This window comes from Pseudomonas sp. MRSN 12121 (genome assembly GCF_000931465.1).
In the GTDB taxonomy this organism is placed as follows: domain Bacteria; phylum Pseudomonadota; class Gammaproteobacteria; order Pseudomonadales; family Pseudomonadaceae; genus Aquipseudomonas.
This window is the reverse complement of the sequence record NZ_CP010892.1, coordinates 381,323-396,667: the sequence shown is the minus strand read 5'-3', so window position 1 is coordinate 396,667 and position 15,345 is coordinate 381,323. Positions and strand designations below refer to the sequence as shown.

General features: G+C 65.1%; 14 protein-coding genes and 1 tRNA gene. 9 read left to right on the top strand and 6 right to left on the bottom strand.

Annotated elements, in window-relative coordinates:
• Nucleotides 1-19: 19 nt before the first annotated feature.
• The 4 genes from TO66_RS01755 to TO66_RS01740 all read right to left on the bottom strand — a co-directional run bounded on the left by TO66_RS01755 (nucleotide 20) and on the right by TO66_RS01740 (nucleotide 3,433).
• Nucleotides 20-280: a DUF2164 domain-containing protein gene (locus TO66_RS01755; RefSeq protein ID WP_044460699.1), complete on the bottom strand. Its 261-nt coding sequence runs from the start codon at nucleotides 278-280 to the stop codon at nucleotides 20-22.
• Nucleotides 281-919 carry an imidazole glycerol phosphate synthase subunit HisH gene (gene hisH, locus TO66_RS01750; RefSeq protein ID WP_044460698.1) on the bottom strand — a complete coding sequence of 213 codons (639 nt, stop codon included), beginning with the start codon at nucleotides 917-919 and terminating at the stop codon, nucleotides 281-283.
• Nucleotides 919-1,512 (bottom strand): imidazoleglycerol-phosphate dehydratase HisB, encoded by a 594-nt coding sequence (gene hisB, locus TO66_RS01745; RefSeq protein WP_017903926.1) that lies wholly within the window; start codon nucleotides 1,510-1,512, stop codon nucleotides 919-921. The genes hisH and hisB overlap by 1 nt, the downstream gene beginning before the upstream one ends.
• A gap of 259 nt (nucleotides 1,513-1,771) precedes the next feature.
• Nucleotides 1,772-3,433, bottom strand: a complete 1,662-nt coding sequence (locus TO66_RS01740; protein WP_044460697.1) for an OFA family MFS transporter — start codon at nucleotides 3,431-3,433, stop codon at nucleotides 1,772-1,774.
• Between the two features lie 479 nt (nucleotides 3,434-3,912).
• Here TO66_RS01740 and TO66_RS01735 point away from each other — a divergent pair, with 479 nt between their 5' ends.
• The 4 genes from TO66_RS01735 (at nucleotide 3,913) to TO66_RS01720 (ending at nucleotide 7,652) form a co-directional block, all read left to right on the top strand.
• Complete coding sequence (locus TO66_RS01735) at nucleotides 3,913-6,141, top strand: AsmA family protein (RefSeq protein ID WP_044460696.1); 2,229 nt, start codon at nucleotides 3,913-3,915, stop codon at nucleotides 6,139-6,141.
• Nucleotides 6,138-7,205: an A/G-specific adenine glycosylase gene (mutY, locus tag TO66_RS01730; protein WP_044460695.1), complete on the top strand. Its 1,068-nt coding sequence runs from the start codon at nucleotides 6,138-6,140 to the stop codon at nucleotides 7,203-7,205. The genes TO66_RS01735 and mutY overlap by 4 nt, the downstream gene beginning before the upstream one ends.
• Nucleotides 7,202-7,474: an oxidative damage protection protein gene (locus TO66_RS01725; RefSeq protein WP_044460694.1), complete on the top strand. Its 273-nt coding sequence runs from the start codon at nucleotides 7,202-7,204 to the stop codon at nucleotides 7,472-7,474. Before mutY ends, TO66_RS01725 begins: the two co-directional genes overlap by 4 nt.
• A gap of 102 nt (nucleotides 7,475-7,576) precedes the next feature.
• Nucleotides 7,577-7,652 (top strand) — tRNA-Phe (locus TO66_RS01720).
• 87 nt (nucleotides 7,653-7,739) lie between these two features.
• Here the strand turns inward: TO66_RS01720 and TO66_RS01715 are convergent.
• Nucleotides 7,740-8,198, bottom strand: a complete 459-nt coding sequence (locus tag TO66_RS01715; protein WP_044460693.1) for a hypothetical protein — start codon at nucleotides 8,196-8,198, stop codon at nucleotides 7,740-7,742.
• Nucleotides 8,199-8,591: 393 nt separating this feature from the next.
• Here TO66_RS01715 and TO66_RS01710 point away from each other — a divergent pair, with 393 nt between their 5' ends.
• Together TO66_RS01710 and TO66_RS01705 are read left to right on the top strand one after the other, a co-directional pair.
• Nucleotides 8,592-10,592 carry a DUF4034 domain-containing protein gene (locus tag TO66_RS01710; protein WP_044460692.1) on the top strand — a complete coding sequence of 667 codons (2,001 nt, stop codon included), beginning with the start codon at nucleotides 8,592-8,594 and terminating at the stop codon, nucleotides 10,590-10,592.
• Nucleotides 10,589-12,439 carry a M48 family metallopeptidase gene (locus TO66_RS01705; RefSeq protein WP_256242303.1) on the top strand — a complete coding sequence of 617 codons (1,851 nt, stop codon included), beginning with the start codon at nucleotides 10,589-10,591 and terminating at the stop codon, nucleotides 12,437-12,439. The genes TO66_RS01710 and TO66_RS01705 overlap by 4 nt, the downstream gene beginning before the upstream one ends.
• 18 nt (nucleotides 12,440-12,457) lie before the next feature.
• Here the strand turns inward: TO66_RS01705 and TO66_RS34105 are convergent, their stop codons facing one another.
• Nucleotides 12,458-13,057, bottom strand: a complete 600-nt coding sequence (locus TO66_RS34105; RefSeq protein WP_044460691.1) for a hypothetical protein — start codon at nucleotides 13,055-13,057, stop codon at nucleotides 12,458-12,460.
• Between the two features lie 91 nt (nucleotides 13,058-13,148).
• Between TO66_RS34105 and TO66_RS01695 the strand changes: the two genes are divergently transcribed.
• The 3 genes from TO66_RS01695 (at nucleotide 13,149) to TO66_RS01685 (ending at nucleotide 15,311) form a co-directional block, all read left to right on the top strand.
• Nucleotides 13,149-13,715, top strand: a complete 567-nt coding sequence (locus TO66_RS01695; RefSeq protein WP_044460690.1) for a hypothetical protein — start codon at nucleotides 13,149-13,151, stop codon at nucleotides 13,713-13,715.
• Between the two features lie 121 nt (nucleotides 13,716-13,836).
• A complete protein-coding gene (locus TO66_RS01690; protein WP_044460689.1) occupies nucleotides 13,837-14,802 on the top strand; it encodes an alpha/beta fold hydrolase in 966 nt (321 codons plus the stop codon).
• A gap of 104 nt (nucleotides 14,803-14,906) precedes the next feature.
• Entirely contained in the window at nucleotides 14,907-15,311 is a 405-nt protein-coding gene (locus tag TO66_RS01685) for a hypothetical protein (RefSeq protein ID WP_044460688.1), read from the top strand.
• Nucleotides 15,312-15,345: the final 34 nt, after the last annotated feature.

Genomic DNA, 15,345 nt, shown 5'->3' with positions numbered 1-15,345 from the left:
GTTCAGCTTCACTCGAAAATCAGTTTTTCTCGAGCGCCCACAGGTCGCTTTCGATGCTTTCGAACCGCTCTTTGAGCTGGGTCTGCACATCGAAAATCGCCCTGTTGTAATAGTGCGGAGCAATTTCGCGGGTAAAGAGCTCAAGGATCTCGGCCGCCTCGAACGAGCCCAGGTCGAGCTCGAAGCGGTCTTCCATGAAACGCTGGATCTTGCGATTGGCCTCACTCTCCTGCTCGGGCGTGAGGGTCAGGATCGGCGTCCGGGATTTCTTGACGGCCATTTACCAGCGCCCGTCCCACGCGGCGAAGTTCTGCAGCAATTGCAGGCCATGGGTGTGGCTTTTCTCCGGGTGGAACTGCACGGCGAAACGCGAGCCCTCGGCCAGCGCCGCGGCGAAGTCGACGCCGTAGTGACCGCTACCGACCACCTGCCGCGCATTGCCGGCGGCGATGTAGTAGCTGTGCACGAAATAGAAGCGCGCCAGGTCCGGGATGTTGTGCCACAGCGGGTGGCTCACCACCTGCTTTACCTCGTTCCAGCCCATGTGCGGGACTTTCAGGTGTTCGCCATCCTCGACCAGGTCCTTGCCGAAGAACTTCACCTGGCCGGGGAACAGGCCGATGCAGTCGACGCCATCGTTCTCTTCGCTGCGGTCGAGCAAGGCTTGCATGCCCACGCAGATGCCGAGGAACGGACGGTCCTGGCTGACTTCACGCACCAGCGAATCGAAGCCCAGGCGCCGGATCTCCGCCATGCAGTCGCGAATCGCGCCGACGCCGGGGAACACCACCCGGTCGGCTTCGCGAATCACCTCGGCATCGCTGGTGATCAGCACCTTGCCGGCGCCGACGTGCTCGAGGGCCTTGGCCACCGAGTGCAGGTTGCCCATGCCGTAATCGATAACCGCGACCGTCTGCATTACAGAACGCCCTTGGTCGACGGCATCTGCCCGGCCATGCGGTCATCCAGCTCCACGGCCATGCGCAGCGCGCGGCCGAAAGCCTTGAACACGGTTTCGATCTGGTGGTGGGTGTTGTGCCCACGCAGGTTGTCGATGTGCAGGGTGACGTTGGCGTGGTTGACGAAGCCCTGGAAGAATTCCTGGAACAAGTCGACATCGAAGCCGCCCACGGTGGCGCGGGTGAAAGGCACATGCATCTGCAGGCCGGGACGGCCGGAGAAGTCGATCACTACCCGCGACAGCGCTTCGTCGAGCGGTACGTAGGCGTGACCGTAGCGGCGGATACCCTTCTTGTCGCCGATAGCCTTGGTGAAGGCCTGGCCCAGGGTGATGCCGACGTCTTCCACGGTGTGGTGGTCGTCGATATGCAGGTCGCCCTTGCTTTCGATATCCAGGTCGATCAGCCCGTGACGGGCGATCTGGTCCAGCATGTGCTCAAGGAACGGAACCCCGATATCGAATCGGGCCTTTCCGGTGCCATCCAGGTTGATCGAGGCTTTGATCTGGGTTTCCAGAGTGTCGCGCTCGACGGACGCCTTACGTTCGGCCATCACCAGCTCCGCAAAATCATTGGGCGAAAAAGGCGGACATTATAGGCCGGACGACGGCTAAACAGAAACACGCAGGACAACATCCTGACGGGCTGAACCCAATAAAGCCGGGGGCATACCTGTCATGACATGTAGGAGCAGCCGGTCGACGTTCGAGGCGAACGAGGCAGGCCTGGCACACCGCGCCATCCCCAATCGCGGGCAAGCCTCGCTCCTACAGTGGATGCGCCTGGCAGCGGTGCCAGGCGCAAGGTACTGCTTAGTGGAACAGCACCGCGGTCTTCTGCAGGGTGATCCACACGCCCCACGCCAGCGGGATGCCGACCACCAGCCAGGCGGCCACCGCCAGCGGCACGCTGCCGGACGAGGCTTTCCACTCCAGCACGGTGCTGCTGTCCGCGCCCTTGTCATGGCCCAGCGCCTGCTCGGCGGCCAGTTCGGCGTCGGTCATGAAGTACTTGTCGGCCACCGGACGCACCAGCAGGTTGCACAGGAACCCCAGCACCAGCAGGCCGGCGAGGATGTACAGGGTGATGTCGTAGGCCGCTGCGCGCTCGACGCCGATGCTCAGCTGATACTCGCGCAGGTAGTTCACCAGCACCGGGCCCAGCACGCCCGCCGCCGCCCAGGCGGTCAGCAGGCGACCGTGGATCGCACCCACCATCTGCGTACCGAACAGGTCCGCCAGGTAGGCCGGGACCGTGGCGAAACCGCCGCCGTACATCGACAGGATGATGCAGAACGCCGCCACGAACAGCGCCACGTTGCCCAGGTGCCCGAGGTTAGGGATCAGCGCATAGAGGGCAAAGCCCAGGGCGAAGAACACGAAGTAGGTGTTCTTGCGCCCCAGGTAGTCGGAGAACGACGCCCAGAAGAAACGGCCGCCGATGTTGAACAGGCTCAGCAGGCCGGTGAAGCCGGCCGCGATCGCCGCGATCGACGCCAGTTGCGAGGCGTCCAGCTGACCGAAGGCCAATTCGTTGCCCAGCAGCTTGCCGCCGAAGACTTCCTGCAGCAGCGGCGAAGCCATGCCGAGGATGCCGATGCCGGCCGACACGTTCAGGCACAGCACCAGCCATACCAGGCGGAACTGCGGGGTCTTCCAGGCCACGTTCACGTGCACGTGACGGTGGGTGATCATCGCGTTGGCGACTTTTTTCGCCGGCGGGGTCCAGCCTTCAGGCTTCCAGCCGGTCGGCGGCACGCGATACGCCAGGGCGCCGCCGATCATGAACACGAAGTAGATCGCCGCCATCACCAGGAAGCTCTGCCAGACGCCGACGCCGGTGGGCGAAGCGAAGTGGCTCATCAGTGCCGCCGCCAGCGGCGCACCGACCATCGCACCGCCGCCGAAGCCCATGATCGCCATGCCGGTGGCCATGCCGCGCTTGTCCGGGAACCACTTGATCAGGGTCGACACCGGCGAGATGTAGCCCAGGCCCAGGCCGATACCGCCGATCACCCCGGAACCCAGCCACATCAGCCAGATCTGGTGGGTATAGATGCCCAGCGCCGAAATCAGCAGGCCGCCGCACCAGCACAGCGCCGATACCACGCCAGCCTTGCGCGGGCCTGCATGTTCCAGCCAGCCGCCCCAGATCGCCGCGGAGCAGCCGAGGAAAATGAAGAACAGGGTGTAGATCCAGCCGAGCATCGAGATCGGCCAGTCACACTGGGACGAAAAGACCTGGGCGATAAAGCCCATGTCCGGCGCACAGGCTACCGGCGCGGTAATGCCCAGGGCCTTGGACAGCGGCAACCAGAACACCGAGAAGCCGTAGGCCATGCCGATGCACAGGTGGATGGCCAGAGCGGCCGGTGGAACCAGCCAACGGTTGAAACCGGGCCGGGCGATAATGCGTTCTTTGGACAAGAACGCCGGCTGGGCGGCAATGGCGCCCGCCTCGATGCTAGAGCTCATGAGTGTTTCCCCCAATTATTGGAATTATTCATCGGCCACTTTTCACCCACGACCTTTGCACGCAGACGTGGCCGTTTTATCGAGTGGTGCTCCATAGAGTGCGACTTTTTGTCGCGCAAGGGCAGATGAACTGCGAGAGATTACCATTTGCTCGTGACAGAAAAATCAAACTGCCATCACCTTTTTCGCATCATCTGCTCCGAAATCCGCAAAAAGCCGATAGCTGAATCGTCGGTACTCCTCCGCCATTGCAATATCTGTAGGAGCGAGGCTTGCCCGCGAAGCGTCCCGTCTGACACACCGCGCAAAGCCTATCGCCGGCAAGCCTGGCTCCTACAGGGACGGCGGCGACTTCAAGCCCCCCTCCCAACAAGCGAGCAAACACCGCCACCACCCCGCAGCGATCAATGACCAGCCGCCAGGCCCGGGGCGTTATACTCCCGAGCCACATTCGAATTCGACACTACAAGGACTCGCCCATGAAAGCGTTCGGCAAAATCCTGGGTCTGGTACTTCTCGGGCTGTTGCTGATCATCGTGGCTCTGGGTTTCGCCCTGACTCACCTGTTTGATCCCAACGATTACAAAGAAGAGATTCGCCAGATTGCCCGTGACAAGGCCCACATCGAGCTGACACTCAATGGCGATATCGGCTGGAGCCTGTTCCCCTGGCTCGGCCTCGAACTGCACGAAGCCGGCGTCGCGACCCTGGCCAACCCGACCCAGCCGTTCGCCGACCTGCAGATGCTCGGCCTGTCGGTCCGCGTGCTGCCGCTGCTGCGCCGCGAAGTGCAGATGAGCGATGTGCGGGTCGAAGGCCTGAACCTGCGCCTGACCCGCGACAAGGACGGCCACGGCAACTGGGAAGACATCGGCAAGGCCGCCCCTGTCGACAAGCAGGCCCAGACCCCGGCCACCAGCACCGCCGAAACCACCGCCGGCGCCCAGGCCAGCGCGGACAAACCGGCGCAGCCGATCCGCCTGGACATCGACAGCCTGACCGTGAACAACGCCCGGGTCGAATACAACGACGAGCGGAGCGGCAAGCAGTTCACCGCCGAAAGCATCCAGCTGAGCACCGGGCCGGTCCATGAAGCGACCAACACGCCGGTCAAGCTCACCGCCTTCCTCGCCAGCACCCAGCCGGCCGTGCGCGTGCGCACCGAACTCAATGGCGAACTGCGTTTCGACCGCGCCCTGCAGCGCTACCAGTTCGAGGACATGAAGCTCTCCGGCGAAGCCACCGGAGATCCGCTGCAAGGCAAGACCCTGACCTTCGCCGCCCAGGGCCAGCTGCTGCTGGACAAGGCCGCCAACATTGCCGAATGGAACAGCCTGAAGCTCTCGCTCAACCAGCTGCGCGCCCTCGGCGAACTCAAGGTCAACGACCTGGACAAGACCCCGCAGCTCAATGGCGGAATCTCCATCGCCCAGTTCGACCTGGCCAAGTTCGTCGACAGCATCGGCCAGACCCTGCCGGCCATGGCCGAAGGCAGCCTGAGCAAGGTCGAGCTGGTCAGCCGCCTGTCCGCCACGCCGAACAGCATCGCCCTGGACAACATCAACCTGAAGCTCGACGACAGCAGCATCAGCGGCCGCCTGGCGGTCGAAGACCTGGCCAAGCAATCCCTGCGCGCACAACTGAAGGCCGACACCTTCGACGTCGACCGCTACCTGCCGCCTAAATCCGCCGAAGCCAACAGCGCCGCGGTGGCGCGCAAGGCCGAAGTGCAGAGCAGCGAAGCCAGCGCCGTCGCCGGCTCCGGCAACTCGCCGCTGCCCGAGGCACCGACCAAGGGCGCCTGGAGCACCGCGCGTCTGCTGCCGGTGGAGCGCCTGGGCAAACTGGATGTGAACGCCGACCTGAGCTTCGGCCAGCTGACCCTGGACAAGCTGCCGATCCAGAACGCATCGCTCAAGGCCAACGGCCAGGGCGGCCTGCTGCAACTCGAAAGCCTGCGCGGCGAGCTGTACAACGGCAGCTTCGAAGCCAGCGGCAACCTCGACGTACGCCAGCCGACACCGCTGCTGGGCCTGCGGACCAAAATCAACCGCGTGCCGGTGGAACGCATCCTGGAAAGCCAGGGGCAGAACCCGCCCGTGAAGGGCCTGGTGACCCTCGACAGCAACCTGACCAGCAGCGGCAACAGCCAGAAGGCGCTGATCGACAGCCTCAACGGCAGCGCCAGCTTCGTCATCAACAATGGCGTGCTGCTCAACGCCAACCTCGAACAGCAACTGTGCCAGGGCATCGCCACGCTGAACCGCAAGACCCTCAGCAGCGAGCCACGGGGCAAGGACACGCCGTTCCAGGAGCTCAAGGGCAACCTGACCCTGCGCAACGGCGTGGCCAGCAACCCGGACCTGAAAGTGCGCATCCCCGGCATGAGCGTCAACGGCAACGGCGACATCGACCTGCGCGTGCTGGGCATGGACTACCGCGTCGGCATCGTGGTCGAAGGCGACACCAGCGCCATGCCGGACCCGGCCTGCCAGGTCGGCCAACGCTTCGCCGGCATCGAACTGCCGCTGCGCTGCCGCGGCCCGCTGGAACTGGGCGCCAAGGCCTGCCGCCTGGACCGCGATGGCCTGGGCCAGGTCGCGGCCAAGCTGGCCGGCGATCGCCTGAGCGAAAAGCTCGATGAAAAACTGGGCGACAAGGTCAGCCCGGAACTGAAAAACGCACTCAAGGGGCTGTTCAAACGATGAGGGCCGAGCAGTTCGCCCCGGCGGTCCTGGACTGGTACGACCGCCACGGTCGCCATGACCTGCCCTGGCAGCAGGACATCAACCCGTATCGGGTCTGGGTGTCGGAAATCATGTTGCAGCAGACCCAGGTCAGCACCGTGCTCAACTACTTCGACCGGTTCATGGCCTCGCTGCCGACGGTCCAGGCCCTGGCCGCCGCGCCGGAAGACGAAGTGCTGCACCTGTGGACCGGCCTGGGCTACTACACCCGCGCCCGCAACCTGCAGAAGACCGCGCAGATCGTGGTCGCCGAATACGGCGGCGAGTTTCCCCGCGATGTGGAAAAACTCACCGGGTTGCCGGGCATCGGCCTGTCCACCGCCGGTGCCATCGCCAGCATCAGCATGGGCCTGCGCGCGCCGATCCTCGACGGTAACGTCAAGCGGGTGCTGGCGCGCTTTACCGCGCAAGAGGGTTACCCGGGCGAACCCAAGGTGGCCAAGCAACTGTGGGCCGCGGCCGAGCGCTTCACCCCGCAGACCCGAGTGAACCACTACACCCAGGCGATGATGGATTTGGGCGCCACCCTCTGCACCCGCACCAAGCCCAGCTGCCTGCTGTGCCCGCTGGAACGGGGCTGCGAGGCGCACATGCTCGGCCTGGAAACCCGCTACCCGATCCCCAAGCCGCGCAAGGAAGTGCCACAGAAGCGCACCCTGATGCCGCTGCTGGCCAACCACGAAGGCGCGATCCTCTTGTACCGCCGGCCTTCCAGCGGGCTGTGGGGCGGTTTGTGGAGCCTGCCGGAACTGGACGACCTCACGGACCTGGAGCACCTGGCCTTGCAGCATTCGCTGGAGCTGGGCAAGCAGCACGAACTGCCGGGGCTGGTGCACACCTTCAGCCATTTCCAGCTGGCCATCGAGCCCTGGCTGGTGCAGGTACAGGCCGGCGCCCAGCACGTGGCAGAGGCCGACTGGCTCTGGTATAACCTCGCCACCCCGCCGCGCCTGGGCCTCGCCGCCCCGGTGAAGAAGCTGCTCAAACGCGCGGCCGACGTATTGAACGCAGGAGAGTTGCAATGACCCGCACCGTGATGTGCCGCAAGTACAAAGAGCAATTGCCGGGCCTGGAGCGTCCTCCGTATCCGGGCGCCAAGGGCCAGGAGATTTTCGAGCATGTGTCCGCCAAGGCCTGGGCCGACTGGCAGAAACACCAGACCCTGCTGATCAACGAAAAGCGCCTGAACATGATGAACGCCGACGACCGCAAATATTTGCAGGGCGAAATGGACAAGTTCTTCTCCGGCGAGGAATACGCCAAGGCCGAAGGCTACGTTCCACCCGCGGAGTAAACCGCTGGAATCGGGGTGGGAACGTAAGCGGCGGTAATAATTAAACTTTTTTTCAAAACTTGCTTGACGCCCCCCCGAAAAACCCGTTTAATGCGCCCCGTTGCCCAGATAGCTCAGTCGGTAGAGCAGGGGATTGAAAATCCCCGTGTCGGCGGTTCGATTCCGTCTCTGGGCACCACTAATACCGAAAACCCTGAATCGAAAGATTCAGGGTTTTTTTATGCCTGCGATTTGATGACGCCCGTTTCAGCGCCCTCTTCTTCGCTCAATAGGCATCGCTCCAGTGCAGGTTGAGGTCGCGCACGCCCGACGCGTTCATATCCACCGTACTGCGCTCGGTATGCCCGCCGCGGGTGGCGAGCACCTGGTACTTGCCGGCTGGCAGTTGCACAAAGACGATCGGCCCCACCTGGCTCAGGTTCAGTAGCGACTGCCCTTGCGGAGCCTGGATCGTCAGGTCGACATCCGAGGTGTATTTGTTTTCCGGGCCGATGGAAAAGGTCAGGTGCAGGTTGTAGCCCTTGGTCTGCAGAAGGGCCCGCGACTCGTCCAGGCCGATACCGCCGGCGACGTAGGTAATGCCGTTCTGCTGCTGGGGCGTGAGCTGCACGCCGGCCGGATCGATCGGTTCGTTACTGGGGGTGGCGGCCTGCGCGCCGAGCGGCGCGAGCGTCAATAGCGCGGCGATGACGCCGGTGATGAGGTACATAAAAAAGGACTTCATGATGAGCACTCCCGGGTTCGTCTCGAACCACTGAAAGGAACGCCACCTTCAAGTATTGCGCCCCAGCGCGGCAGCGTCCGGGTCTCCCCTGTTCCTCGTGAATGGCCAGCCCCGTCTCGGGCGAGCGATGCTCAAAGGAAAAGCCCGCAGGACAACATGCTCCACCGGCCTTCTCGGCCAGTGTACGCCCCGATACCGGGCGGTTTAGATCGATTCGGCATGACCCGGCTAGCCGATGATGCTAGCCACCGCCGAGGGAATCCCAGCTAGCATCCGCCCCCAACAATCGCGGACAACACACCGGCTGCGCGACGCCTGCCATTGTATTAACATCACGCGGTTTTTTATCGCAGCCGGACGCGATCCCCCCTACCCGATCAAGGATGATGCCCTTTGCATACCCTCTCCACCCTGCGCCTGCACGTTCGTGAATTGGTACGCACCGCGGCCTATGCCGAGCTGGACCATTACTACAACGAGCTTGAGGCCCTGTGGCACGCCGCGCCCAATGGCAGTCATCCTTACATCGAAGCGACTTATGCCGGGACGCTATTCGACTACAGCAGCCAGTCCCATGAGTCCATCGCGCAGTTTCTCCAGGCCTGGATCGCCGCCTGCCCGGACGCGTATCACCCACAACTGATCTGGGGCGGTTTCTGCTTTGGCCGCGCCACCGATATCCGTGGTTACGGCTGGGCCGAGGGCGTGAGCCAGGACTGCTGGCTGGGCGCGGCCATGGCCTGCGAGAACGCGACCGCGGCGCTGCTGACCGCCATGCAACGCTCATCGCGGCCGGTGGCAGCCGGAATCACCATGCTGCAACTGTCTTCGCACTTTCGCGAGCCAGCCTGGCTGCTGGAGCTGTTCCGCCAACAGCCTGCCACCACCTGCGCCGCCAATGACCAGGAGCCGGAGTTGCTGGCCCAGGCCCTGGCGCACCTGGCCAGCTATGGCCTGACCCCGTTGGCGCAGCCACCACAGGCGCTGCCGAGCCTGCTGCCACTGCGCGAGGCCCACGAGATGGAGCAGGGCCAGGACTATTGGCTGCATCAGGTCCTGCAATGGCGCCCGGCCTGCCTCGAAGCCTTGTTGGCCTATGCCAATTACCTCAGGCCGCGCTGGGGCGGCAGTTACGAGGACATCGAAGGCCTGGCCAGCGGCCCGCTTGCGGCCGGGCTGGACGAAGCGCAACGCAACGCGATCCGCTGGATCGGTGTGTACGACGCCCTCAGCGACTACCCGGCCGCCGATGAAGTCAGCGCCGTGCAAGCCTTCCAGGCGCGCTTCGAAGCCTGGCTGCAACGCGACCTGCGACCCGAGGAGCGCGGCGACGCCCTGGGCCGCTTCGCCACTTTCTGTAGTTATTCGCTGAACGACCACGCCCGCGCCTACGCGCTGCATGCCGCCAGCGTCGCGGCCTTCGCCCCCGGGATGTACTTTCGCGAGGTCGACGGGCCGTTCCACAGCTTCGCCTACACGACCCTGATCCATCAGATGACCGATCACCTCGACGCCTTCAAGGAGGCGATCGAGCGCATGTGCCACATGGATGAATTGGCCACCCCGCTGGCCATGGCCGCCGTGGGCCACGAGTTCGCGCTCTGGGGCTTTGCCCACGATGCGCAGCGTGCGCGCGCGTTGCTCGACCGCGCCGCCGTGCTGAGCAAAAGCCAGCAGGGCGACAACTTCGATCTTCTCACCTTCGGTTACCTGCTGTGGGACAGCGACGCCCAGGAGGCCGGGTACTACTTGTTCCGACAATGCGCCGAACGCCGGGTGCATGACGCCTCCACCGCCCTGTACGACATTCACCGGGGCGCCCGCACCAATACCCCCGACAGCTACATCAACGACGCCGCCCGCGACTTCTGGCTCGAACGCGCGGTGGCCGATGGCTCGGCCCTGGCCAAGTACAACATGGCCTGGGACCGGCTGTTCAGCGACAACCTGGACTTCAACGACCGCCAGCACTTCAACGCCGTGCTCCAGTTGCTGCAAGACTCCCGCGAGGACCACCGCTGCGAAGCTTTCGCGCGGTTGCGGATCGGCGTGCTGCTACGTGACTTCGGCACCCCCCGCGAGCAGGAAGAAGGCATTCTGTGCTACCTGCGCTCGCTGATCGACGACCAGGACGACTGGGCCGCCGCCCGCGCCTGCGCGGAAATCGCCCTGGCTTACATGCACGGACGGGGCGTCATACGCAGCCGCTTTGCCGCCATCGAATGGGCCCAGTACGCCACCCGCCTGTTACCGGATAACGAAGGCATCGAGGAAATCGAACAGCAGGTGCTCAACTCCCACAGCCTGGTGAAGAGCGTGGGCACGGTGCTCGGGGCCTTCTTCAATCGCGGCAAAGTCAGCGCCGAAGACCTGCCACCCAAGACCGCGTCATGACCCAGATGCCGGATCTGCGCCGACACCGGCTGCGTATCAGCGCCTGGCTGCTGCTGGGAGATGTGACGCTGCTGACCCTGGGCGCCCTGCTCTGCCTGCTGCCCGCGTTGTTACTGGTGGCCTTGCCAGGGCTGCTTGGCGTATTGGCGGCGGTCGCCGCTTTTCCCGCCGCGCCGTTCGGCCTGGTGATGCTCAAAGTGCCCTTCAGCAGCCGCAACCAAGGAGAGGAGGACGGCATCGCCCTGCTCCCCGAGGACGTGCCGCAGCTATTCGCCGAACTGGAGCGAATCCGCAGCGAACTGGGCGCGCCCGGGCTGGATGCGGTGTATCTGAACAACCTGTTCAACGCCAGCATTCGCCAGCATCGGGTGCTCGTCGGCCGGACCCGCAATGTGTTGTGGCTCGGCCTGCCATTGCTCGACACCCTGTCGCCCGCAGCCTGCGCGGCGATTCTCGCTCACGAATGCGCGCACATTGCCCATCGCCATGGGCGCTACGCCAGCCGGGTGTATTTCGCCCGCCTGCAATGGCAGGCCGTCAGCGATCGGCTGGAACGCAACCGCACCCTGACCAGCGCCCCGCTGCGGCTGTTCGTGGAGTGGTACGTGCCGAGGTTTCTCGATATCAGCCTGGATTTCGCCCGCCAGTGCGAGTACCAGGCCGATGCCGAGGCCGCGCGGGTCTGCGGCGCCGACACCTTCGGCCAGGCCCTGATCGGCCTCGCCCTGCAACATCGCGCGCTGGCCGAGGATTACTGGCCAACGCTCTACGCCCAGGCCGCGACCGAGCCCCGGGACAACCTGCAACCGCTGCTCGAACTGGCGCGCCACGGTCTGTTGAAGACGCCGGCGGACGCCGCCCAGGCCCGCATCTGGTTGCACGCCGAACTGTGCAGCACCACCGAACGCAGCGACACCCACCCGGCCCTGGCCGAACGCCTGGCTGCCCTGGGCATCGACACGGCGCGCATCGACCTGCCCCTGCACTGGCAACGCGCCCGGCCCAGCGCCGCCCAGGCCTGGCTTGGAGAGCAGCATCACGCCCTGGCGCAACACCTGGACCAGCAAGCTGCCGAGCTCATCCGCGAGCGTTGCAACGAGGCCCGCGAGGACTATCAGGCCCGGGGCAGCGAACACCACGAACTGTTACGCAAGCAACGGATCCGCAGCCTCAACAGTGATGAAATCGCCCGCCTGGCCTGGCTGTATCGCACCCATCTGGGGGACAACCCGCGGGCCGCCTCGCTACTGCAAGAAGCGCTGCGCCAGGACCCGGAACACGCCGCCTTGCGCCAGCAGCACGCCTTCAGCCTCTACCAGGCCGCAGACACCCGGGGCGCCGCGCAACGCTGGCAACAACTGGCCGACGAGCCCGGGCCCTACCAGTTGGGCAGCTTGCGCCAACTGAGCATGCTGGCCATGAAAGCGCAGGATTGGGAGCGAGCCAGCCACTATCGGCAACAGGCCGACCACCTGCACCGACAAGCCAACGCCGAACAGGACCCGCAGCAGTACCACGCCCATGGGCTGGCCGCCGTGGAAGTCAATAAACTGGCCCGGACCCTGGACCCGCTGCTGCGGGTCGCCACCGGCGTCTGGCTGCTGCGCCAGCCCGATAGCAGGCGCTATGTGCTGCTGGTCCAGGCCCGGACGAACATCCTGCTGCGCGTGGTCAGCCGCCTGACCGGCGAGCAGAACTACAGCCAGCGCAACTGCGAGCAACTGTTGGAGCGCCTGTTGCCCCGGCTGCACCTGTGGGTCGAGGCATTCATCCTCGACGACCACGACCCAAGGCTTGGGCAATGCACAGAGGCGGCGCGGATGCACCTGGACAACGCGCCAGGCTGAACCGTCTTGCGCAGCGGCTCAGGCTCCGTACTGCCGCGTCGGCGGTATGCCGATATGGGCCGCCGCCGGCAATTGCCGCAAGCGCTCCAGCACGGCCTGCAACTCCGCCAGGCTGCGTCGGTTGCTGATATTCAGGCTGGTGTTCTCGCCGAGGAACTGCCGAGTCTGGAGAATGCAGGTGCGGTACTGCACACGTCCGCGCCGCCCCAGATCGATGGTCTGGTCCAGGGTCGCCAGGCGGGTAATGTCCGCGAAGGGCAGGAAATGCCGGTAAAGGGCACCGGGATTTTTCGGCGGGCCACAAGTCAGGTGCAGACCGTCGGCGTCGAACCAGGCATCGACACGGGCAGGCGGATCCAGCAGCCTCATCACGCCCAGGACCAGCAGTGGAATCGACACCAGCAACACCCCCAGGACCAAGGCCAGCACCTGCTGCCCCAGCGCCACCGCTGCCAGCAAGCCGAGGACCAGCATCAGCCAGGCGTACCACGCCACGCGGCTGGGGCGGCGCGCGGGAATCGCCAGCGTCTCCAGTTCCACGCCGTCGGCCCATAGGCTGATGTACTCGGGAAACAGCTTGATGGGCACATCGGCGACAGGCGGATTGTGTTCAGGCATCAGCGAATCAACTGGTAAAAGACGTGCCGCCATATTACTAGGTACGGCGGCATCCACCGCCTCATCATCTCGCCAAGGAAGCAGCCCCCTCATGTCCACCCTGCCGCTTGCACCGCGTTGCCTGTTGCACCTTCTTTTATTCGGCCTGTTGCCGCTGTTGTGCGCCCATCACGCCGGGGCAGCGGCGCCAGCCAAGACCCTGGTCGAATGCAATCTGGCGGGAGCTTCCCAGCAGCTCGTCCTGCTGCGCAGCGCATCATTTGTCGACACCCATGTCTATCGCCTGCGCCACGGCCCGCGGACCTGGCTGCTCTACGACAGCGAAGACGATTCCCAGGGCATGAACGTGCAGTGGCAATGCCTGGCAACGGGCGCCGACAGCCGGCTGCTGGTGCTGTCCGGCGAATTCACCGCCAACTACCGGCAAGGCGCGGCGTTTTACTGGGAGCCCCGCAGCGGCCAGGTGCAACGCATCGATTTCGCCGAAAGAAACCGCCCCGGCTGGGTGCAGATGACCGCCGGGGGGCCACGGGTCGTCTTCAACAATGTCGGCCACGAAAGCAGCCACCGCTACCTGCTGTACGGCCCGGGCGATGCCTATGAAGAGCTGGATCAACTGCCACCGGGCCTCATCAGGTTGCAGCTGCGCAGCCACTGAGAAAGTTGCCCGGCGCGGGTCGGCCCGGTTATTAATGAGCGCACCCAAAAGAGCCGGGCACTGGCGCCCGGTTATTCGTCGCCCCGCAGCGGACCCTGCCTCCGAAACAGGAACACCTGCCATGACCGTGCAATCCACCTTGCCCGCACCGGCTGCCCGACAGGCCGCCGGCCCCGGTGGCGAAGCCTTCCACGAGCTGGCCGCGGACGGCGTGCGCCTCGGCGGCTTCACCTGGCGCCACGTCGCAGCGGACACCGCGCGCCCGGTGGTGATCATCAGCGCCGCCACCTCGGTACGGTGCCGCCACTATGGGCGGTTCGCCGATTACCTGTTCGGCCATGGGTTCGATGTCATCACCTACGACTACCGCGGCATCGGCGAGTCGCGCCCGGCCTCGATGCGCCAGCTGAAAGCGTCCTGGTCGGACTGGGGCACCCTGGATTTCGAGGCGATGCTGCAACGCGCGCAGCGGGAATTCCCCGGCCAGCCCATCGACGTGGTCGCTCACAGCTTCGGCGGCTGCGCGGCGGGCCTGGGCGCTTCCGGGCACCTGATCCGGCGCATGGTCACGGTGGGCGGGCAGTTCGCCTACTGGCGCGACTACGCCCCGGCGCAGCGCTGGCGGATGCTCGGCAAGTGGCACCTGGTGATGCCGCTGCTGACGGCGATCTGCGGCTACTTCCCCGGCAAGCGCCTGGGCTGGCTGGAAGACACGCCCGCCGGCGTGGTGCGCGACTGGGCCACGCCCACCGCGCTGTATCAGCGTCGGCCCAGCGGGCGCCGCCTGGCCCGCAGGGAGCCGGCGCTGCCCTTCGCCTGGGTCAAGGCGCAGCTGCTGGCCATCAGCATCAGCGACGACCCTTACGGCACCGTGCCGGCCATCGAGCGCCTACTGGCCTACTTCACGGCCAGCCAGCGCAGCCATCTGCGCATCACGCCGGCGGACATCGGCGAACGGGAAGTCGGGCACTTCGCGTTTTTCCGCAGCCAGTACCAGAACCGCCTGTGGCCGATCGCCCTGGCCTGGCTGCAACACGCGAGCCTGCCCGGCGATACGCCGGGGCGCCTGATCAGCGGTCACCGTTGAGCGTGCCTGCCGGCGCATTTACTGGCATCCTCTGCCGCCTGCCAGCCAGGCCCGACGCCCTGTCGACGCCTGGCCTTCCCTTCGCGCAACAAGGTACGACGCCCATGGCATCCGCGAACAAGCAACACAAAAGAGCCCAGCGGGCGAAAACCAAGGCCAAGCAGAACCGCACCCAGCGCAACGCCGCGCCGGTGGAGCTGGACCCGAACGACGACCGCATCGACTTCGAATCGGTGGACCTGACCGAACTGTTCAAGAAGATGATCGACGCCGAGAAGACCAGCCAGCAGGCCATGTGCTCGGCCTTCCTGGAAGACCCGCTGCTGGAGATCGTCTACGAGCAGGAAGGCGAGGAAGGCGCCATGGACTTCATCCTTGCCGCCCTGATCGAGTACCGCCAGTGGTCCACCGAGACCGACGAGGCCGGCGCCCTGGCCTGGATCGAGAGCCCGGAGTTCCAGGCCGCTTACCTGGCCGCTTCGGAAGCGCTGATGAAAGCGCCGAAGTAACGCCAGCACAGACCACAAAAAAGGCCGCTGTCAT